The sequence below is a fragment of the Flaviaestuariibacter terrae genome, assembly GCF_054777635.1.
Genome location: NZ_BAAHAL010000006.1, coordinates 1,416,155 through 1,437,260 on the forward strand (window position 1 = coordinate 1,416,155; position 21,106 = coordinate 1,437,260).

14 protein-coding genes are annotated in these 21,106 nt (G+C 57.8%); 3 read left to right on the top strand and 11 right to left on the bottom strand.

Going from position 1 to position 21,106, the window contains the following annotated elements:
* Position 1 precedes the first annotated feature (1 nt).
* From ACYU7Z_RS07010 to ACYU7Z_RS07030, 5 genes are all read right to left on the bottom strand, one after another.
* On the bottom strand, positions 2 to 679 hold the full coding sequence (locus ACYU7Z_RS07010) for an IspD/TarI family cytidylyltransferase (RefSeq protein ID WP_460568779.1): 678 nt from the start codon (positions 677 to 679) through the stop codon (positions 2 to 4).
* 128 nt (positions 680 to 807) lie between these two features.
* Positions 808 to 1,752: an isoaspartyl peptidase/L-asparaginase family protein gene (locus ACYU7Z_RS07015; protein WP_460568781.1), complete on the bottom strand. Its 945-nt coding sequence runs from the start codon at positions 1,750 to 1,752 to the stop codon at positions 808 to 810.
* Between the two features lie 4 nt (positions 1,753 to 1,756).
* Positions 1,757 to 2,749, bottom strand: coding sequence for a bifunctional heptose 7-phosphate kinase/heptose 1-phosphate adenyltransferase (locus ACYU7Z_RS07020; RefSeq protein ID WP_460568783.1), 993 nt, complete (start codon positions 2,747 to 2,749; stop codon positions 1,757 to 1,759).
* A 1-nt stretch (position 2,750) separates the two neighbouring features.
* On the bottom strand, positions 2,751 to 4,214 hold the full coding sequence (locus ACYU7Z_RS07025; protein WP_460568785.1) for an APC family permease: 1,464 nt from the start codon (positions 4,212 to 4,214) through the stop codon (positions 2,751 to 2,753).
* A 168-nt stretch (positions 4,215 to 4,382) separates the two neighbouring features.
* Positions 4,383 to 4,985: an OmpH/Skp family outer membrane protein gene (locus tag ACYU7Z_RS07030; RefSeq protein WP_460568787.1), complete on the bottom strand. Its 603-nt coding sequence runs from the start codon at positions 4,983 to 4,985 to the stop codon at positions 4,383 to 4,385.
* 119 nt (positions 4,986 to 5,104) lie between these two features.
* Between ACYU7Z_RS07030 and ACYU7Z_RS07035 the strand changes: the two genes are divergently transcribed.
* Positions 5,105 to 5,368, top strand: a complete 264-nt coding sequence (locus ACYU7Z_RS07035; protein WP_460568789.1) for a GlsB/YeaQ/YmgE family stress response membrane protein — start codon at positions 5,105 to 5,107, stop codon at positions 5,366 to 5,368.
* A gap of 162 nt (positions 5,369 to 5,530) precedes the next feature.
* Here the strand turns inward: ACYU7Z_RS07035 and rpoC are convergent, their stop codons facing one another.
* A complete protein-coding gene (gene rpoC, locus ACYU7Z_RS07040; RefSeq protein ID WP_460568791.1) occupies positions 5,531 to 9,823 on the bottom strand; it encodes a DNA-directed RNA polymerase subunit beta' in 4,293 nt (1,430 codons plus the stop codon).
* Positions 9,824 to 10,013: 190 nt separating this feature from the next.
* A complete protein-coding gene (gene rpoB, locus ACYU7Z_RS07045; RefSeq protein WP_460568793.1) occupies positions 10,014 to 13,820 on the bottom strand; it encodes a DNA-directed RNA polymerase subunit beta in 3,807 nt (1,268 codons plus the stop codon).
* A gap of 310 nt (positions 13,821 to 14,130) precedes the next feature.
* Between rpoB and ACYU7Z_RS07050 the strand changes: the two genes are divergently transcribed.
* Complete coding sequence (locus ACYU7Z_RS07050; RefSeq protein WP_460568795.1) at positions 14,131 to 15,099, top strand: ComEA family DNA-binding protein; 969 nt, start codon at positions 14,131 to 14,133, stop codon at positions 15,097 to 15,099.
* Between the two features lie 1,776 nt (positions 15,100 to 16,875).
* Here the strand turns inward: ACYU7Z_RS07050 and rplL are convergent.
* The 4 genes from rplL to rplK form a co-directional block, all read right to left on the bottom strand.
* Positions 16,876 to 17,250, bottom strand: a complete 375-nt coding sequence (rplL, locus tag ACYU7Z_RS07055) for a ribosomal protein bL12 (protein ID WP_460568797.1) — start codon at positions 17,248 to 17,250, stop codon at positions 16,876 to 16,878.
* Between the two features lie 189 nt (positions 17,251 to 17,439).
* Complete coding sequence (rplJ, locus tag ACYU7Z_RS07060; RefSeq protein WP_460568799.1) at positions 17,440 to 18,069, bottom strand: 50S ribosomal protein L10; 630 nt, start codon at positions 18,067 to 18,069, stop codon at positions 17,440 to 17,442.
* Between the two features lie 76 nt (positions 18,070 to 18,145).
* Positions 18,146 to 18,841, bottom strand: coding sequence for a 50S ribosomal protein L1 (gene rplA, locus ACYU7Z_RS07065; RefSeq protein ID WP_460568800.1), 696 nt, complete (start codon positions 18,839 to 18,841; stop codon positions 18,146 to 18,148).
* Between the two features lie 32 nt (positions 18,842 to 18,873).
* Positions 18,874 to 19,317 carry a 50S ribosomal protein L11 gene (rplK, locus tag ACYU7Z_RS07070; RefSeq protein WP_460568802.1) on the bottom strand — a complete coding sequence of 148 codons (444 nt, stop codon included), beginning with the start codon at positions 19,315 to 19,317 and terminating at the stop codon, positions 18,874 to 18,876.
* Positions 19,318 to 20,288: 971 nt separating this feature from the next.
* Here rplK and ACYU7Z_RS07075 point away from each other — a divergent pair.
* Positions 20,289 to 20,957 carry a hypothetical protein gene (locus tag ACYU7Z_RS07075; protein ID WP_460568804.1) on the top strand — a complete coding sequence of 223 codons (669 nt, stop codon included), beginning with the start codon at positions 20,289 to 20,291 and terminating at the stop codon, positions 20,955 to 20,957.
* The last annotated feature ends 149 nt before the right edge of the window (positions 20,958 to 21,106 follow it).

Below are 21,106 nucleotides of genomic sequence, written 5' to 3' on the forward strand. Positions count from 1 at the left end.
CTCAGGCAGGCTGGCGGCTCTTGAGTATCTGGGCGGCCACCTGTAGATCTACGGGACGCGTGATCTTGATATTGTCCTCCTCGCCTTCCACGAGCTGGATCTTCAGCCCGAAGGCTTCCACCACCGAAGCTTCGTCGGTAAAGCGCTCCTTGTAGTCGATGGCGAAGGCAGGCTGCAGGATGCGGCTGTGAAAGGTCTGCGGCGTCTGCACGAGCACCACGCGGCTGCGCTCCACGGCTTCGTTGTCTTCACCGCTCAGGAGGCGCACGCTGTCGCGGCAGGGCACCACCGGGATGGCACTGCCGTTCTCCAGCGCCTTGTCGTGGCAGCGGTGAATAAGCTCTTTCGAAAGAAGGCAACGGACGCCGTCGTGTACGAAGACGATGCCATCCTCGCCTACCAGCTGCAATCCGTTCTGCACCGAATGAAAACGTGTTTCACCGCCCGCGGTAACGCGGATGCGGCCATAGTCGAAGTAGGCATCGATGATCTCGCGGCCCATGTCTGTATAGTCTTCCGGCAGCACCAGGATGATATCGAGGTCTTCGTAGGCTTCCAGGAAGGTGCGGATGGTATAATACAGCACGGGCTTATCGCCCAGCAGCAAAAACTGCTTGGGGGTTGCGCTCCCCATACGGGTGCCGGTGCCCCCGGCCACAATGATCGCGTACTTCTTCATAAAACGGGAATAAGGAGGCGAAGGTAATTCAATCCGAAACGTCATTGGGGGTATAGCGAAGCAATCTGGCGCACGTGCAGCCGGTTGCTTCGTTGCGCTGCGGCGCCGCGCAATGACGGTTAATGCGGCTACTTATAAATGCCGACCTCATTTACGCCGCGGCTGTTGCGGACGGCGCGGTACATGCCTTCGCTATTGAAGAGCAACGCATGATTCCCCTGCGCGTCGACGCCGATCATGCCGCCTTCGCCGCCGATGCGGGGAAGCTTGCGGTGCACCACCTCGTCCATGGCCTCCTGCAGGCTAAGCCCCCTGTATTCCATCAGGCAACTGACGTCATAGGCCGCTACGGCTTTGATGAAGGGCTCGCCATGCCCCGTGCAGGAAATGGCGCAGGTGGCATTGCGGGCATAGGTGCCGGCGCCGATGACGGGACTGTCGCCGATGCGCCCCCACTGCTTGTTGGTCATGCCGCCCGTTGAGGTAGCCGCGGCGATATTTCCCTGGCCATCGCAGGCGACGGCGCCAACGGTGCCGAACTTCTTATCGGGCAGCACGTCCTTGTATTCGTTGCTGTGATCGATCAGCACCCGGTCGGTATTACGAACGCTTTGCCACTGGTCGTAGCGCGTCTGCGAGAAAAAGTATTCATCCGGCTCGAACGACAGTCCCTGCTCACGGGCAAACTCCAGGGCGCCCTCGCCGCTGAGAAACACGTGCTGGGTTTCGAGCATCACCCGCTGCGCGAGCACGATGGGGTTGCGCAGGTTGCGGATCCCGGTAACAGCGCCGGCACCCAGCGTGCGTCCGTCCATCAGCGCCGCATCCATCTCGTGGCGGCCATCGCGCGAAAACACGGAGCCGCGGCCCGCGTTGAAGAGCACGTGGTCTTCGAGCACGACGGTGGCGGCGACAACGGCGTCGATGGCACTACCCCCCGTTTCGAGGAGCGCGTAGCCCGCGCGGAGTGCGGCATCCAGCGCAGCGATATATTCCTGCTCCAGCTCCGGGGTCATATCCGAGCGCAGGATGGTTCCTGCCCCGCCGTGAATGGCAATGGTAATAAGCGACATAGGGTTATCCTTTCAACAAGTGTTCCGTTTCGAGCAATAGCTGCTTGACGTTGATGGCGGCAGTGCCCACCACTTCGCACACAAGACCTCCCGCGATATTGGCGATCTCGGCCATGAGGCGCACGTCGCGCGTTGCGGCATATACAAGCGCCGCCACCGCCACAACGGTATCGCCTGCGCCCGACACATCGGCAATGTTTCGGAAATGCGAGGGAATGACATTGGCCGCTTCGCCCTGCTGGTAAAAAACACCTTTCTCCGACAGGGTGATAAAGGAGATCTGGTGCTGCAGGTGGCGGTACAGTTCGTAGTGAATGTTTTGCAATTGCTGCTTCGTCGCGTCGACGCTGAGCAGGTTGAGCGCCTCGCGCACTTCGCCCAGGTTAGGCTTGAAGATGTCGACGCCGCGGTACGTAAAAAAGTTCTTTCGCTTCGGGTCCACCGCGGTGAGCACACCCGCCGCGCGGCAGCCATCGATCACGTGGCGGATCACGCGCTCGGTCAGTACCCCCTTGTTGTAATCCTCGAGTATCACCACGTCGGGGCGCACCTCGCTCAGGAAGCGATCAAAGGCAGCCGTGATGCTTTCTTCGTCGGCAACGGTGAGGTCGCGCGTGATCTCGGTATCGAGCCGCATCATCTGCTGGTTGCGGCTGATGATACGTGTCTTGTTCGTGGTGATGCGGTCGCGGCTGCGGATGCTGTAGGCCGAGTTGACGCCGAGGCCGCTGAACAGCTGCACGAGGCGGAGCGCGTCCTCATCGTCGCCGGTAACTGTCAGCACAAACGGCTGCGCACCGAGCGCCTGCAGGTTGTAGGCGACGTTGCCGGCACCACCGATCCGGAACTCCTTTTTGTCGAGCGACACGACCGGCACGGGCGCCTCCGGGGAGATACGCTCCACATGCCCCCACATATAGGTATCCAGCATCACATCGCCCACCACGCCTACTTTGAGGCTTGGAAAGCGGCTAAACAATTCAGCGAAATTGGGCATATCAGGCTGTGCGTTTTTTGCGCGACAAAGCAACGAAATAAATGGGAATACCGAGCAGCACAATCAGCAGGCCGGGCCAGGTATACTGGGGCTTGTAGCGGATCAGCAGCAGGCAGAACGCGGTTCCCATCAGGATATAAATGATCGGCAGCACGGGGTATCCGAAGGCCTTGTAGGGCCGCTCGGCATCGGGGCGCGTGCGGCGGAGGATGAAAATACCGATGATGGTGAGCACGTAAAAAAGTACCACCACGAAAGAAACCATGTCGAGCAGGTCGCCATACTTTCCGCTCAGGCACAGCAGGCAGGCCATTGCACATTGGATCCAAAGCGCGTATTCCGGAACGGCGTGGCGGTTCAGCGAACCGGTCTGGCGGAAGAAGAGGCCATCCTTGGCCATCGTGTAATAAACGCGGGCGCCGGCCAGGATAAGGCCATTGTTGCAACCGAAGGTCGACACCATGATAAGCAATGCCAGGATAACGGTGCCGATGTTACCGAAAACGACGTTCGATACCGACAGGGCCACCCGGTTGTCTTTCGCGAAGGCAAGCTGCTCTACCGGGAGCACCGACACGTACATGAGGTTGGCCGATACATAGATGAGTGTTACGATGAGCGTACCGAGGAAGAGGCTGAGCCCGATGTTGCGCTGGGGATTTTTCATTTCGCCGGCTATGAACGTCACGTTGTTCCAGGCATCGGAAGAAAAGATCGACCCCACCATCGCAGCCGCGATAGCCCCGAGTGCGGCCATGCCGGTGATTGGCACCCAGCTGTCGCCGCTGGCGCCTGCGATGCGGCTGGAGTGCTGGCGCATCGACCAGGCATGGGCCCAGTTCTCGTGCCAGATATTGCTTTTGGCCGCAAGGAATCCGAAGATGATCAGGCCGAAAAGCGCCAGCAGCTTGGCCGAGGTAAACGTTGTCTGGATCAGCTTTCCGCCCTTGACGCCCTTCGTGTTGATAAAGGTGAGTAAAATTACAAGCGCCATTCCCACTACCTGTGCAGCAGTGATCTTGAATCCATGGGCATCGCCAAACAGGATGTTGCCATCGCCCAGGCTGGGCACCAGGTAACCGAGAAATTTACCAAAGGCCACGCCCACGGCGGCGATGGTGCCCGTCTGGATAACGGCAAAAAAGCTCCAGCCGTACAGGAAGCCGATGAAGGGGTTATAGGCCTCCCGTAGATATACGTATTGACCACCCGCCTTCGGGAACATGGCGCTCAGCTCGCCATAGCTCAGGGCCGCGGTCAGCGTCATAAATCCGGTGATGAGCCAGGCGGCGATGAGCCAGCCCGCAGAGCCAAGGTCTTTGAGCATGTCGGCGCTTACGATAAAGATCCCCGACCCGATCATCGAGCCGGCAACGATCATCGTGCCGTCGAGCAGTCCCAGCGAGCGTTTGAACCCTTTGTCGGTTCCGGTTGCAGACGGTTTTTCAACAAGCAATTCGGCCATAAGAAAGATTTGCCGTCAAGATACAATGTTAATCTGCTAATCTGCTAGTCTGCTAATTGCCAGCAGAGTGCCGATTCAAAATAAAAGAGCGATGCCCCAGGCATCGCTCTTTTATCTATTGTGGTTATTATACTTATCAGCAGATTAGCAGACTAACGCATTAGCAGACTACTTCTTCGCAGCCGCCTTGTAATCGGCATTCAGACCTTTGATGAGGTCGCCGGTGATGTTGTAAGCGGAGTCTTTGTAAAAGAAAAGACCGGGCTCATACGACATGATGTACGTGTAGGTGCCGTTGGCGTTATAGGTCTTCAGGTAGTCTTCGATTTTCTTGCGCACTTCCTGCTGCTTGTTGGCCTGCAGCACCTGGTATTCCTGGCGCAGCTGGGCTTCACGGGCCTGCAGCGATTGCTGGCGTTGTTGCATGTCACGCTGGGCCATTTCCGATTGCGTCTGGTTCATGTTGACGGCCTGGGCCTGGTATTCGGCGGCTTTGCTGCGGAAGTCGCGCTCCATGCGGGCGAGCTCGCTGGTGATTTCCTCCTCGCGGCGGTTCAGCACAGCCTTGACATCCTTTACCATCGAGTACGCGCCTTCGATGGAATCCATCTCGAAATACGCGATCCGGCACTGGCCGGGTTCAACCGTACCGTTGGCCTTCACTACGGGAGCCGCGGCCACCTGCTTGGGACGGCCTGAGAAATACAGGAAAAACAAGACGCCGACAGCAACGAGCAGCACAACATTCAGGGCAAGCAGGCCATTCTTCATCAGGGGAATTTTGTGCAAATTAACGGGCAAAAGCCGGTTCCGGGGATGAGGTTGGCAACTTTTTCAAACGATTAACAGCGGGTATGGCCTTTGCTGCCCTGCTGCCAAAAGCAACTACTATGGGTATCTTATCCTGGATTCTCCTGGGCCTCGTGGCAGGTGCCATCGCGAAGGCGCTCACACCCGGCCGCGATCCCGGCGGCTGCATCGTTACAATGGTCATCGGCGTTATCGGCGCGGTCATCGGCGGCTACATCGCCAAGATGCTGGGCTGGAACGGTGTCAGTGGCTTCAACCTCTACAGCATTCTTATCGCTACAGGTGGTGCCGTGCTTGCACTCGTTATCTGGGCCGCGCTTTCGGGACGCAACCGGCGGTATTAGACAGCCACCTGGGCAGGTCTGTAATCAATCCGCGTAAGGAGCATCTTGCGCAGCGAAGTCAAACAAAAAAGGCCGCCTCTTTCGAGTGCGGCCTTACTTCCTTATTCTGTGGTTCGACAGGCTCACCATGACAACACTGTCATCCTGAGCACGGCCGAAGGATTACTCTTCCTCGTCGAAGCTCATGGCCTCGCGGGTAGTCTGGAGGAGTTCGTACTCTTCCTTGCTGCCCACGATCATGTTCTCGAACTCGCGCAGACCGGTACCGGCCGGGATCAGGTGACCCGTGATCACGTTCTCCTTCAGGCCCAGCATGTCGTCGGTCTTGCCCTGGATGGCGGCCGAAGACAGTACCTTGGTAGTCTCCTGGAACGATGCGGCGGAGATCCAGCTCGTTACTCCGAGCGAGGCTTTCGTGATACCGAGCAGCGTCGGGGCCGAGGTGGCCGGCTTCGCGTCGCGGTAATCAACCAGCTTCTTGTCGTTGCGGCGGAGCGTCGAGTTTTCCTCGCGCAGCTCACGCAGGCTCACGATCTGGCCGGCACGCATCTTCGTCGATTCGCCGGAGTCGGTAACTACCTTCTTGTCGAAGATGTAGTCGTTCTCTTCCAGGAACTCGAACTTGTCCACCAGGTCCTCCTCGAGGAACTTCGTATCGCCCGGGTCAACGATCGACACCTTGCGCATCATCTGGCGAACGATCACCTCGATGTGCTTGTCGTTGATCTTTACACCTTGGAGGCGGTACACTTCCTGGATCTCGTTCACCACGTACTGCTGTACGGCGAAGGGACCCTGGATGTTGAGGATGTCCTGCGGGGCGATCTGTCCGTCGGAAAGCGGCGAGCCGGCTTTCACGAAGTCACCGTCCTGCGCCAGGATCTGGCGGGTCAGCGGCACGAGATACTTGCGGGTCACACCGTCTTTTGCTTCGATGATGATCTCGCGGTTACCGCGCTTCACGGCACCCATCGTTACCACACCATCGATCTCGGATACGATCGCGGGGTTGCTCGGGTTACGGGCTTCAAAGAGTTCCGTAACACGGGGCAGACCACCGGTGATGTCGCGGAGCTTGCCGAGCACGCGGGGGATCTTCACGATCACCTGGCCGGCCTTCACTTCCTCGGCATCGTCGATCACGATATGCGAGCCCGTGGGGAGGTTGTACGATTTGTTTTCCTTGCCCGTCACCAGGATCGAAGGGATCTTCGTCTTGTCGCGGGTTTCGATGACAACCTTCTCGCGGTGGCCGGTCTGTTCGTCCGACTCTTCGCGGTAGGTAACGCCTTCGATGATATTTTCAAACTTGATGGCACCGTTGATCTCGGCGATGATAACGTTGTTGAAGGGGTCCCAGGTGCAGATCACGTCGCCCTTCTTCACTTTCTGACCATCCTTGATGTTCAGCGTAGCGCCGTAAGGAACGTTGTTGGTGATCAGCAGGCGGTCGTTCTTCTCGTCAACGATACGCACTTCACCCGTACGGCCGATCACGACCTGTACTTTCTCGCCTTCGTTGTTCGTGGTCGTAACCGAGCGAACACCGTCGAACTGGATGGTACCGTCAAACTTGGCCTGGAGGGTCGATTCTACCGAGGCAGAGCCGGCCACACCACCCACGTGGAAGGTACGGAGGGTAAGCTGGGTACCGGGTTCACCGATCGACTGGGCGGCGATGATACCGACCGCGTCGCCGCGCTGGGCCACCGCGCCGGTGGCGAGGTTGCGGCCGTAGCACTTCACGCAGGTACCGCGCTTCGCTTCGCAGGTGAGCACCGAGCGGATTTCGACCGTCTCGATACCGCGCTCCTCGATCTTCTCGGCGATGTCGGCCGTGATCTCGGAGCCGGCTTCCACCAGCGTTTCGTCGGTTACAGGATCGTATACATTGTGCAGCGAGGTACGACCTTCGATACGGTCGGCCAGCGGCTCGATCACGTCTTCGTTGTCCTTCAGCGCCGATGTGGCGATACCACGGAGCGTTCCGCAATCTTCTTCAGTTACAACCACGTCCTGGGCCACGTCTACGAGACGGCGGGTGAGGTAACCGGCGTCGGCCGTCTTGAGGGCCGTATCCGCCAGACCCTTACGGGCACCGTGGGTAGAGATGAAGTAATCCAGTACGTTCAGGCCGCCTTTGAAGTTGGAGAGGATCGGGTTTTCGATGATCTCCGAACCGGTGGAGCCCGACTTACGCGGCTTGGCCATCAGTCCGCGAATACCGGCGAGCTGCTTGATCTGCTGCTTCGAGCCACGGGCGCCCGAGTCAAGCATCATGTATACCGAGTTGAAACCCTGCTTGTCGGTGGCGAGCTCGCGGATCAGCGTTTCCGTGATGCGGGTATCGACGCGCGACCAGATGTCAACTGTTTGGTTATAGCGTTCGTTGTTGGTGATGAGACCCATGTTGTAGTTCTCCCACACTTCGTCCACTTCCACCTTGGCGTTGGCTACGAGTTCTTCCTTGATGTCCGGGATGATCAGGTCATTGATGGAGAACGAGAGGCCACCCTGGAAGGCGGTGCGGAAACCGAGCTGCTTGATGTCGTCGAGGAACTTGGCGGTCTTCGGCACATTCGTGATGCGAATGATGTCGCCGATGATCTCGCGGAGGTTCTTCTTCGTCAGCAGGGCGTTCACGAAGCCTACTTCCTTCGGCACGTGCTGGTTGAAGATCACGCGGCCCACGGTGGTGTCGAGGAGCTTCTTCACGAGCTGGCCGTCTTCACGAACCATCGTGCGCACCTTGATGTGGGCATGCATGTCGACTACGCCTTCGTTGTAGGCGATGATCACCTCTTCGGCGCTGTAGAAGGCCTTGCCTTCGCCGCGCACGACTTCGGTCTCGGTCGACTTCTTGCCCTTGGAGATATAGTACAGACCCAGAACCATGTCCTGCGAAGGCAGGGTGATCGGGGTACCGTTCTGCGGGTTGAGGATGTTGTGGGCGGCCAGCATCAGGAGCTGCGCTTCCAGTACGGCAGCGTTGCTCAGGGGCACGTGAACGGCCATCTGGTCACCGTCGAAGTCGGCGTTGAAGGCGGTCGTTACGAGCGGGTGCAGCTGGATGGCCTTGCCTTCCACGAGCTTCGGCTGGAACGCCTGGATCGAGAGGCGGTGCAGCGTCGGGGCGCGGTTGAGCATCACCGGGTGACCTTTCAGGATGTTCTCCAGGATATCCCAGATCACGGCTTCCTTCTTGTCAACAAGCTTGCGGGCGCTCTTCACCGTCTTCACGATACCGCGCTCAATGAGCTTGCGGATGATGAACGGCTTGAACAGCTCGGCGGCCATATCTTTCGGCAGACCGCACTCGTGGATCTTCAGCTCGGGGCCTACCACGATAACCGAACGACCGGAGTAGTCGACACGCTTACCGAGGAGGTTCTGGCGGAAGCGGCCCTGCTTGCCTTTCAGCACGTCGGAGAGCGACTTCAGCGCGCGACCGCCCTCGGCCTTGACGGCGTTGGACTTACGGCTGTTGTCGAACAGGCTGTCCACGGCTTCCTGCAGCATACGCTTTTCGTTACGCAGGATCACCTCGGGGGCCTTGATCTCCAGCAGGCGCTTGAGACGGTTGTTGCGGATGATCACGCGGCGGTAGAGGTCGTTCAGGTCAGACGACGCGAAACGGCCACCATCCAGCGGAACGAGCGGGCGCAGTTCCGGCGGGATCACGGGAATGTATTGCATCACCATCCACTCGGGACGGTTCGAAATGCGGGTCTGGGCATCGCGGAAGCTTTCCACCACCGACAGGCGTTTGAGGGCGTCGGCCTTACGCTGCTGCGACGTTTCGGTAGCAGCGGCGTTGCGGAGGTCGAAGGAAAGCTGGTCGAGATCGATGCGGCCGAGCAGGTCGTGCACGGCTTCAGCACCCATCTTCGCGATGAACTTGTTGGGGTCCTCGTCGGGGAGGTATTGGTTGTCCTTCGGCAGGGCATCCAGGATGTCGAGGTATTCTTCTTCCGTGAGCAGGTCGCCGTAGTTCTGACCCTTGTCGGCGCGGAGGCCGGCCTGGATCACCACGAAGCGCTCGTAGTAGATGATGCTTTCGAGCTTCTTGGAGCTCATGCCGAGCAGGTAGCCGATCTTGTTGGGGAGCGACTTGAAGTACCAGATGTGCACAACGGGTACCACCAGCTTGATGTGGCCCATGCGCTCGCGGCGGACCTTCTTCTCGGTCACTTCCACGCCGCAACGGTCGCACACGATGCCTTTGTAACGGATGCGCTTGTACTTGCCGCAGGCGCATTCGTAATCCTTTACGGGACCGAAGATCCGCTCGCAGAACAGGCCGTCACGCTCGGGCTTGTACGTACGGTAGTTGATGGTCTCCGGCTTGAGCACCTCACCGAAGCTTTTCTCGAGGATGCTGTCGGGCGAGGCCAGTCCGATCGTAATCTTGGAGAATTGCGGTCTCGGACGATTGTCTTTTTTATTAAAAGCCATAATGGACAAATTCAAATGGTGATGTCTGATGTCTGATGTCTGATCTCGGATGTCTGATTTCAGATCCCAGATTTCAGATCAGCCTCCGGCACGTTACCGCACCGGAGGCTACCTGAAGATTATTTCAAAAGAACTGTTTCAAAAATGCGTGCGTCAGCCATTCACGATTGACGATTCACGATTCACGTCCTTAGTCGTGGAAGTTCAGGTCCAGACCGAGGCCGCGCAGTTCGTGCACGAGTACGTTGAACGACTCCGGCAGACCGGCACGCGGGATGTTCTCGCCCTTCACGATCGCCTCGTAGGTCTTCGCGCGGCCGATGATGTCATCCGACTTAATCGTGAGCAGCTCCTGCAGGATGTTGGCAGCACCGTACGCCTCGAGTGCCCACACCTCCATCTCACCGAAACGCTGACCACCGAACTGGGCTTTACCACCGAGCGGCTGCTGCGTAATGAGGGAGTAGGGTCCGATCGAACGGGCGTGCATCTTGTCGTCCACCATGTGGTGCAGCTTGATCACGTAGATGATACCCACGGTAGCCTTCTGGTGGAAGCGCTCACCGGTTTCACCGTCGTACAGGTGCGTGTGACCGAAGGTCGGGAGGCCAGCCTGCTCGATGTATCCGGCGATGTCGTCTGTCGACGCACCGTCGAAGATCGGCGTGGCAAAGCGCAGCCCCAGCTTCTCACCGGCCCAGCCGAGAACGGTCTCGTAGATCTGGCCCAGGTTCATACGCGAGGGTACACCCAGCGGGTTCAGCACGATGTCCACCGGTGTGCCGTCTTCGAGGAACGGCATGTCTTCGTGGCGAACGATCTTGGCAACGATACCCTTGTTACCGTGGCGACCGGCCATCTTATCACCCACCTTCAGCTTGCGCTTCACGGCGATGTATACCTTGGCCAGCTTCAGTACGCCCGCGGGCAGTTCGTCACCGATGCTGATATTGAATTTCTCGCGCTTGTAGCGACCGAGTTCTTCGTTGTACTTGATGCTGTAGTTGTGCAGCAGGATGTTGATCTGCTCGTCTACCTTGGCGTCGCCGGTCCAGCCGAGCGGGTTCACGTTCTGGTAGTCGAGGCCGCTCAGGTTCTTTTGCGTGAACTTGGCGCCTTTGCCGATCAGCATTTCACCGAAGTTGTTGCTGACACCCGTCGACGGGCGGTCTTTCAGCAGCGTCAGGAGCTTATCCATCAGCACTTCCTTCAGGTCGCTCTCGTTCTTCTCGTGAACTTTCTCAAGCTTCTCGAGGGCGGCCTTCTCGCGCACCTTGGCGTTCTTGTCTTTCTTGGCGCGCTGGAACAGCTTCTTGCCGATCACCACACCTTCCACACCGTTGGGTGCTTTCAGCGAGGCGTCTTTCGCATCACCGGCCTTGTCGCCGAAGATGGCGCGGAGGAGCTTCTCTTCCGGCGTCGGGTCGCTCTCGCCTTTCGGCGTGATCTTACCGATCAGGATGTCGCCTTCTTTGATGTGGGCGCCGATGCGGATGATACCGTTCTCGTCGAGGTCTTTGGTGGCCTCTTCCGATACGTTCGGGATATCCGGCGTCAGCTCTTCCTCACCCAGCTTGGTGTCGCGCACTTCGAGCTCGTATTCGGAGATGTGCACCGAGGTGAACATGTCTTCTTTTACTACGCGCTCGGAGATTACGATGGCATCCTCGAAGTTGTAACCCTTCCAAGGCATGAAGGCCACCTTCAGGTTTTTACCGAGTGCCAGCTCACCATTCTTGGTGGCGTAGCCTTCGGTGAGGAAGTCGCCCTCTTTCACCTTCTGGCCTTTCTTTACGGCGGGCTTCAGGTTGATTGAAGTCTCCTGGTTGGTCTTGATGAACTTCGTGAGGTTGTATACTTTGAGATCTTCTTCAAACGAAACAAGACGCTGGTCTTCGTTACGGTTGTAGCGAACGTGGATCTCGTTGGCATCCACGAATTCGACAACACCGTCACCCTCGGAGTGGATCTGGATCCGCGCGTCGCGGGCGGCCTTGCCTTCGAGACCCGTACCTACGGTCGGGACGTCGGGGCGCAGCAGCGGTACGGCCTGGCGTTGCATGTTCGATCCCATGAGCGCACGGTTGGCGTCATCGTGCTCAAGGAACGGAATGAGCGATGCGGACAGACCCACGATCTGGTTCGGGGCCACGTCCATGTATTGTACTTCGTTGCGGTCGAGGATCGGGAAGTCACCAGTTTCGCGGCTCACGATACGCTCCTCGGCGAAGTGGTTGTTCTTGTCGAGGGGCACGTTGGCCTGGGCGATCTTGGCGCTGTCTTCTTCTTCGGCGCTCAGGAAGGTCAGTTCCTTCATGTTCACCTTGCCATTATCCACCTTGCGGTAGGGCGTTTCGATAAAGCCCATCTCGTTGATCTTCGCGTGAACGCAAAGCGTCGAGATAAGACCGATGTTCGGACCTTCCGGCGTTTCGATCGTGCAAAGACGACCGTAGTGCGAGTAGTGTACGTCACGAACTTCGAAGCCGGCGCGCTCGCGGCTCAGGCCACCAGGTCCAAGTGCCGAGATACGACGCTTGTGCGTGATCTCCGACAGCGGGTTGGTCTGGTCGAGGAACTGCGACAGCTGCGAGGTACCGAAGAAGGAGTTAATAACCGAGGAGAGCGTACGGGCATTGATAAGATCCACCGGGGTGAACACTTCATTGTCACGCACGTTCATACGCTCGCGGATGGTGCGGGCCATACGGGCCAGGCCCACGCCGAACTGGGCGTAGAGCTGCTCACCCACGGTACGCACACGGCGGTTCGACAGGTGATCGATGTCATCGATCTCGGCCTTGCCGTTGGTAAGACGCACGAGGTACTTGATGATCTCGATGATGTCTTCCTTCGTCAGGGTCTTCTGCTCCATCGACGCATTCAGACCAAGCTTGCGGTTGATCTTGTAGCGGCCAACCTCGCCGAGGTCGTAGCGCTTGTCGGAGAAGAACAGCTTGTCGATGATACCGCGGGCGGTCTCGTTGTCCGGCGCATCGGCACCACGCAGCTGACGGTAGATCACCTGCACGGCCTCGAGCTCGGAGTTCGAGGTATCCTTGTTAAGCGTGTTGTAGATAATTGCGTAATCGCCACCTACGTCTTCCTTCTGAACGAACACCGACTTGATGTCCATTTCAGAGATGGTGTCGATGGCTTCTTCGTCGAGGATGGAGTCGCGCTCGAGGATCACCTCGTTACGCTCGATGGAGACCACCTCACCGGTGTCCTCGTCAACGAAGTCTTCCACCCAGCTGCGGAGTACACGGGCGGCCAGGCGGCGGCCCAGGTAACCGGCGAGGGCTTTCTTCTCACCCTTCACCTCGTCGGCCATGCCGAAGAGCTCAAGGATGTCTTTATCGGTTTCAAAGCCGATCGAGCGAAGAAGGGTCGTTACAGGGAACTTCTTCTTACGGTCGATGTAGGCATACATCACGTTGTTGATGTCGGTGGCGAATTCCATCCACGCACCCTTGAAGGGGATCACGCGGGCGGAGTAGATCTTCGTGCCGTTGGGGTGAACCGACTGGCCGAAGAATACGCCGGGGGAGCGGTGCAGCTGGGATACCACGACGCGCTCGGCACCATTGATTACAAAGGTGCCGCGGGGGGTCATGTAGGGGATGTTGCCCAGGAACACATCCTGCACAATGGTCTGGAAGTCGATATGCTCCTCGTCGTTACAGGAAAGGCGCAGCTTGGCCTTCAGCGGAACGGCATAGGTGAGGCCGCGCTCCATACATTCTTCGATCGTGTAGCGCGGGGGATCAATAAAATAATCCAGGAATTCCAGTACGAAAATGTTGCGGGTGTCTGTGATCGGGAAATTTTCCTTGAACACGCGGAAGAGGCCTTCTACGTTACGCTTGTCCGGCGTGGTCTCTAACTGGAAAAACTCTTTGAACGACTGGATCTGAACGGCGAGCAAATCCGGGGTATCGGCCAGGTTGCCAATTTTCCCGAAATTGATCCGTTGATTCGTTGTTGCTGCGGGCATAGGTAAATAACCGGTTTAATGAGTTTTAGACGCGGGCAATGAGCTACCAGGCCTCTTTCTTGGAAAAGAAAAAAGCGATGATTTTCAATGAATTAAGCTCGAATTACCGACGTCAAAATTGTTTTTGGCCAAAACTTAAGGAGGGCAAAAGTACGGAAAAAGCGTTTAAGAAAAAGTTTTTCGCGTCCGCAAAGAGTGTGCCTGAGTTTTTTTTGACTATTTTGTGAGAATCGTTCCAGCCGGGGAAAAAACCAGCGATTCCTGTTCTTTTTCCCATGGCCGCTCCGGGCGGCCCGGCTAGCTTTCCGGGATGAACCCGAAGCGCGTCCTTGCCGACTATTTTACCTTCGCCAAAAAAGACCGCCTGGCGGCGATCCTGCTCGCCGCGGTCGTGGGTGCCCTGCTGGCAGCCCCTTCCTTTTTCCCGGATCGTCCCCTGTCGCTGCAGCCCCTTCCTGACTCCTTATTGCGTCGCCCGGCCGACAGTCTCCGCTCCGACGGTTACCGGCAGGATGATCCGGAGCGACGGTACCGGTCCCGGTACCCGAAAACGGAGGGGGACCGTGACGCCTGGCAACGGGCGCCGCTTTTTGCCTTCGACCCCAACAGCCTCGATGCCGCCGGCTGGGCCCGGCTCGGTTTGCCCGCCCGGACCGTGCAGACCATCCTGAAGTACCGGGATCGGGGTGGACGCTTCCGCCAGCCCGACGACCTCCGGAAGATCTGGAGCCTGCCGCCCGGCTTCGTCGACCGGGTGCTGCCCTTTATCCGGCTGCCGGAAAAAGACGCCGCCGGGTTTGCCGCCACCGCCGGCGGCCCCCGGTCCTACCCCCAAGCCGGCGACCGGGCCGGGCCCCGGAAGCGCTGGGCGCCTGCCCCCATTTCCATCAACGAAGCCGACTCGGCTGCCTGGGAAGCCCTCCCCGGAATAGGTGCCAAACTGGCAGGCAGGATCGTCCGATACCGGGAACGGCTCGGTGGTTTCGGGTCGGTGGAACAGGTGGGGGAGACCTGGGGTGTACCCGACTCCACTTTTCAGAAAATAAAACCGCTTCTCAAAGCAGATGGAGGTGCTGCCGGCGTCCGCAAGTTAAACTTGAACAGCGCGAGCAAGGACGAACTCAAAAATCACCCATACATCCGCTGGAAGTACGCCAATGCCATTGTGGAATACCGCGAGCGGCACGGAAAATTCGGATCGGTGGAGGAGCTGCGCCGCCTGCTCATTTTGCCCGATTCAACCCTAAAAAGGCTTCTTCCGTATCTAAGCGTAGAATGACACCTATTATTTGGCTTTCAATTAAATATAAGGACCAACTAAACCATTTTCTAGCACTTTTCCGATGGGTCGTGGAACATTTTTTGTCATTTTGTCATTTATTTTCTGTAGTACCATCATTTATAATTGATTATTGTATTTTCCTTACATTAATTGGCTAAGAGTAGGATGATGTTCGTACTCTAATAAAAGTTGAGATGTTTTCCACATCGTTGATGGGCAGCTTCAGCTTCGTTACTGGATCGTCGCTCAGTACCAGGTCCGAGGAGCCAAGGACGTGTCTTTACATTTATCTATTCTATAATTTGACGTACTACCATATTGGTTTCTTGTTGATTATCTATTTAGACGAGAATGTTAGAAGATGTTTCACGTTCATCCTTTTATTTTCGAAATAGTGTCTATAATATCCTAACTAATATTACGTTACGTGGTTTTAAGGACAATTATGGCTCTTCTTCGGCACCTTGCTCCACTTAAAGTTGAAAACCCATGTTGGATTACCCGAAAATTGCTTCTAAGCGCTCCCCTACCCCACCTTCGGCAAGGAGGTTTAGATGCGCAATACAGCCCTCTGTCGGCCGGGCAGCTCTTGCTATTCGGGCTGATCAGACCGCCTAAAACAGGCTGTAAATGCCGTTCAAAGCGATCGCCCGGGATCGCCAGTTCGCCTGCAATATTGGCACTTTTTGCTGCCTGGACGAGTTTAATTTCACTGGGAAGACCCGATCCCAACAGCTCATTACCCTTACTTTTTACCTGGGTTATTCATGGCTGCCCGTGACCAATCCGGGTCAAAAAGCCTTTTCTGAAGCCGCCCCTCCTCCTGGAAATGCGGGTTTTTTATCACCTGGAGGGATGTTGGCTACCGCCCCGGTACCGGGCAAAAACGCGAAGACTCCTACCTCCTTCCGACGCGTTTTCGGGCACTTTTTCCAGGCCCGTCCGGGACGGAGCCGACATGCCCGGGAGCCTGTTTTAGGGGGCAGGCGGGAAGCAGGTACCCCGCACAAATCCGGTTGATCCGGGTTGAGAAACTGCGGAAACCGGGCGGCCACTTCCCTTTTTTCTGAGCCCGACCAGGTAGTTTGGGTGCGCTGCTTCCGATCCCGTTGTTCCTAAAAAGCAGCCCTCCGAGGTACGTTCGTGACGATGGAAGTCGCAGCCGATCCGGGCAGTCGGGCCACCTTTTTGTGATAGTGATGCTGCGAATCGTCGTGAAAATATGGGGGCACCGGAGCCCGGGGGGCGTGAAAAACCGCCGGCAAATTGGAAGGAATGGAACCTGGGTAGCCCGATGCAGGTCGAAGCTTATGCTGCGGAATTGGGGGGCGCTGGACGGCTTATTTTCCATTTGTTGGAGACGCAGCTCCTGCAGGAGACAGGACATATTAGCCCCGGATGGCACGCTTGGGAACAAACGATCCTGCTGTTCGCCGGGCGGACGGCAGAGGGAATTCGGTGGGTCCGGTGGGCCGCAAGAGGATCGTTCCGGGGTTGCGAACGGCAGCTCCGACGACCGGGCCCGCCCCTACCGGACCCCGGGGCGTTCGTCACGCCAGGTGCTGGTTGTAGCGGGGTAAGCGTCGTAGAGAGACTCCGGATCAGGGGATGGGTGGTGCCTGTCTGGTGAACCGGCCATTCCCCCCGCCGCCTCCCGATGGGATGCAAGCTTGGTGGCCGGGAAGCTGCTCTATGTGGTTGCTGGCCTTCAGGGACACAAAAAAGCCCCCACCTTACGGCGGGGGCCCTTTATCGTTACGATGCAGGATGCAATTAAGCGATCTCTACGTCGGCACCAGCTTCTTTCAGCTTGGCGGCGATGTCTTCGGCAGTAGCCTTGTCAACGCCTTCTTTAACGGGCTTCGGAGCGCCGTCTACGAGGTCTTTGGCTTCTTTCAGACCGAGACCGGTGAGGTCTTTAACGATCTTAACCACGTTGAGCTTGGAAGCACCACCGCTCTTCAGGATTACGTTGAAGGAAGTCTTCTCTTCAACAGCTGCAGCGCCACCACCAGCGTCGCCGCTTACTACGACAGCAGCAGCTGCGGGCTCAATGCCGTACTCGGATTTCAGGAAATCAGCCAGCTCTTGAACCTCTTTAACGGTCAGGCCAACCAGTTGCTCTGCAAGATTTTTTACGTCTGCCATGTTGTTTAAATTTTTTCCGGCTTCATCTCCCCGGTTTAAGGAGGGGATCCGTCGGAGGATTAAAAAAATTTGCCTCTGTTGAACCCCAGAGACAGGGGACCCCTCCCCGGCCCTCCCCGGAGCGGGGAGGGAGCGGTTCAGGAGTTATGTGCGCCCCTCTCCGTTGCGGAGAGGGGTTGGGGGTAAGGTTTACTCAGCGGCCGGAGCTTCACCTTCGGCAGCGGGTGCCTCGGGAGCGGAAGCTTCGGGAGCGGCGGGCGCTTCAGCAGCAGGAGCGGCTTCAGCTGCGGGGGCAGCGGCTTCCGTACCAGGCTTGTTGATCACGCCACCTTGCTCGTGGAAGTTCTGCAGGGCAGCCAGCACGCGCGAAGCGGGCGACTGCAGCAGGCCGATAACCTCGCCAATGAGCTCGTTCTTGGTCTTGATCTTCGTGAGGGCCTTCAGGTTGTTGTCGCCGGTGTAGATGTCACCGTTGATGAAGGCAGCCTTCAGCTCCGGCTTCTCGCCTTTGGCGGCGTCGCGGAACGAGGAGATGATCAGGGCCGGCTCCTTGGGGTTCTCGGAGAACAGGAGGGCGGTTACGTTGTTGAGGGACTCGAACATGCCGCTGTAACGCTGCTCGTCGAGACCTTCGAGGGCCTTGCGGATGAGGGTGTTCTTGGCCACCTTCATTTCCACGTTCTTGTTGAAGCAAGCACGGCGCAGGTTCGAAACCTGGGCCACGGACAGGCTCTCGGTATTGGTTACATAGAAGTTGTCGTACTGGGAGAATTTCTCCTTCAGTGCGGCAATGACTTCATTTTTTTGCTCTTTGGTCATGTTAAACGCTTTTGAGTGTTATGGATTACACTCCTCAAAGCCCCCATCCTTTCGGCTGAGGCCTGCGGAGGGGCTTTTAGTGAACGAACGATTTGGTGTCGACGGGGATACCGGGGCTCATCGTGGACGCCATGGTGAGGCCTTTCAGGTAGGTACCTTTTGCCGTGGCGGGCTTGGCCTTGATGATGGCGTTGATCAGCTCCTGGGCGTTTCCGGCGATCTTGTCGGCGGAGAACGACACACGGCCGATCGAAGCGTGGATGATACCGGCCTTGTCAACCTTGAAGGCGATCTTACCACCTTTAACCTCGTTCACCGCGCCGGCTACGTCGTTGGTAACGGTACCGGTCTTGGGGTTGGGCATCAGGTTGCGGGGGCCGAGGATCTTACCGAGACGACCGATCTTGGGCATTACCGCGGGGGTAGCCACGATCACGTCTACGTCGGTCCAGCCGCCGTCGATCTTCTGGATGAACTCGTCGAGACCTACGTAGTCAGCGCCGGCTGCCTTGGCAGCAGCTTCCTGGTCGGGGCCGCAGAGAACGAGAACGCGCTTCGTTTTACCGGTGCCGTGGGGCAGGGTAACGGTACCGCGGATAGCCTGGTCGGCTTTCTTGGGGTCAACGCCGAGACGGATGTGGATGTCCACGGAAGCGTCGAACTTGCAGGTGCTTACTTCTTTCACCAGCGTAGAGGCCGCCTGGAGCGAGTAGGCTTTATTGGCGTCAACTTTACCGTTGACGGCTTTTCTTTTCTTGGGAACAAATGCCATTGTAAATTCTTTTAAGTAGTTCGGACTTTAGATTACTTCTCCCAGGGGGCGGTACCTTCTACGGTGAGGCCCATCGAGCGGGCCGTACCGGCCACCATGCTCATGGCGCTGTCGAGGGTGAAGGCGTTCAGGTCGGCCATCTTGTCTTCGGCGATGGCTTTCACCTGGTCCCAGGTTACTTTACCCACCTTCTGGCGGTTCGGCTCTTTGGAACCGCTCTGGATCTTGGCGGCGTCCTTCAGCTGAACGGCTGCGGGAGGAGTCTTGATGATAAAGTCGAACGACTTGTCGGAGTAAACGGTCAGCAGGACGGGGAGTACCTTGCCTTGCTTGTCCTGGGTGCGCGCATTGAACTGCTTGCAGAATTCCATGATGTTGACACCTTTGGAACCCAGGGCCGGACCGATCGGGGGAGCAGGGTTGGCCTGGCCACCCTTGCACTGGAGCTTTACATAGCCCGTGATTTCTTTTGCCATTTTTCTTGTGATTTATTGGTTCAAGCGACCCGTCCATCTCCGCGACGGAAGGGTCTCCCAAGTTGATCATTCCTGCTGCCTCGGGAGGCAGCGCTTCAATTTTCCCGCGTTAGCCTGGCAGCTGCGGCGGTCGATAGAAAGAACTTTTGGGAGCGCAAAGGTATGGATTCAGGCGGAATGTGGCGTTGTTGAACGCAACTTTTTTGTTAAGCCCCCGATGGTCAGCGCCCACATAGATCGTCATCGGGTCCGGGGACCCTGAATCCCTTCGGGGCGCGGGGCAAGGCCCCTCCTTTTGCCTGCGGGCGTGCCGCCCGCAGGCTACCAAACGGGCATCCCTGCGGGATGCGTCCGTACAGGATGGAATGGTAGCGATGCTGTTGCGTGCTACAAGGATGGAAACCCGATTGACCTGGTTTGCTACACGTTTCACCTCCCGCGACGCCCCGGGCGATCCGTTTCAATGCCGCCTGGCCAAATCATTCGGTAGCTCCGCATCCCCAAGGGAGGCCCGCTTGGTTGAATGGGCAATTCGAAAATACCCCCCGCATCCCGGAGGGATGCCACACTCCCCTTCCCACCGGGAAGGAGCCGGGGGATGGGTCTCCCTTCCCTTAGGGAAGGGCCGGGGATGGGTCAACAACCCGTTTCTGCAACCCGACGCTCTGTTTCTGCAACATGACAAGCTGTTTCTGCAACATGACAAGCTGTTTCTGCAACGGGACAACCCGTTTCTGCAACAGGACAACCCGTTTCTGCAACCATACAAGCTGTTTCCGACAGCCTACAACCCGTTTCCGCCAGCCGGCAAGCTGTTTTTGCATCAGGACGACTTGTTTTTGCAACGGGCCCTGCTGTATGTCAATACGTTCCGGGGCGCGGCAGGCCCGGGCGGCGGCGAGGAGCGACCCTACCTCTTGCAGGCGGGTTGGCCCTGCCGTAACTTAATGTCTTACCAAATCCTTTGCTATATGTCCCTACGTCTACGCAATCGTTACAACATGCAGATGGCCGTGAAGAGCTGTATGCAAAAGTTCAGGTCCAAATGGGAAGGCAATGAGCACATCGCCGAGTCCATGAACTACATCGAGCCCCGCCTGCAGCGGGCACAGGGGCTTTTCGATGCCCGCGAAAGCACCTACACCGAAGGGCACACCGACGCCAAGAACGCGCTGCTCGACAGCATCAGTGCCCGCGCGGCCCTCATGTCGAAACGCCTGACCGTCTTTGCGCGCAAGCGCGGCCTGCGTGTGCTGCTCGTGGAGGTCGATCACCCGAAACGCTACTACGAGAACGGCCCCGAGCTGGAGCGCATCAGCCGCTGCGCCGCCATCACCGAGCGCGCCGAGCATTACCTCCCCCAGCTCGAGCCCTACAAGATCCGCCTCGCCGATGTGGCCGCCCTCAACGCCGACATCGAGGAGCTGCGCCCGCTGTCCAGCCAGCGCGACGCCCTGGGCGATGAAAAACAAACCATCACCCAATCGCTTCCGCGCCTGCTCCAGGAGATCCAGGAAAAGCTCTACGAGCTCGACGACGAGATCTCGGCCTTCATGGACGATGACCCCGACTTCCAGGAGACCTACTTCAACGCCCGCAAGATCACCGACCGCAAAGCCACCCGCAGCGAGCAGGAGTAGCGCGATGAACAATGAGTAATGAGTAATTAGTAATGAGTAAGGCCGCTGCGATGCAGCGGCCTTTTACGTCGAGACGTTCTTACATCATCGTCTCACCTATGCATGAAAAAGGCGGCCAACCGGCCGCCCCTTCGCTCTTCGTTATTCGA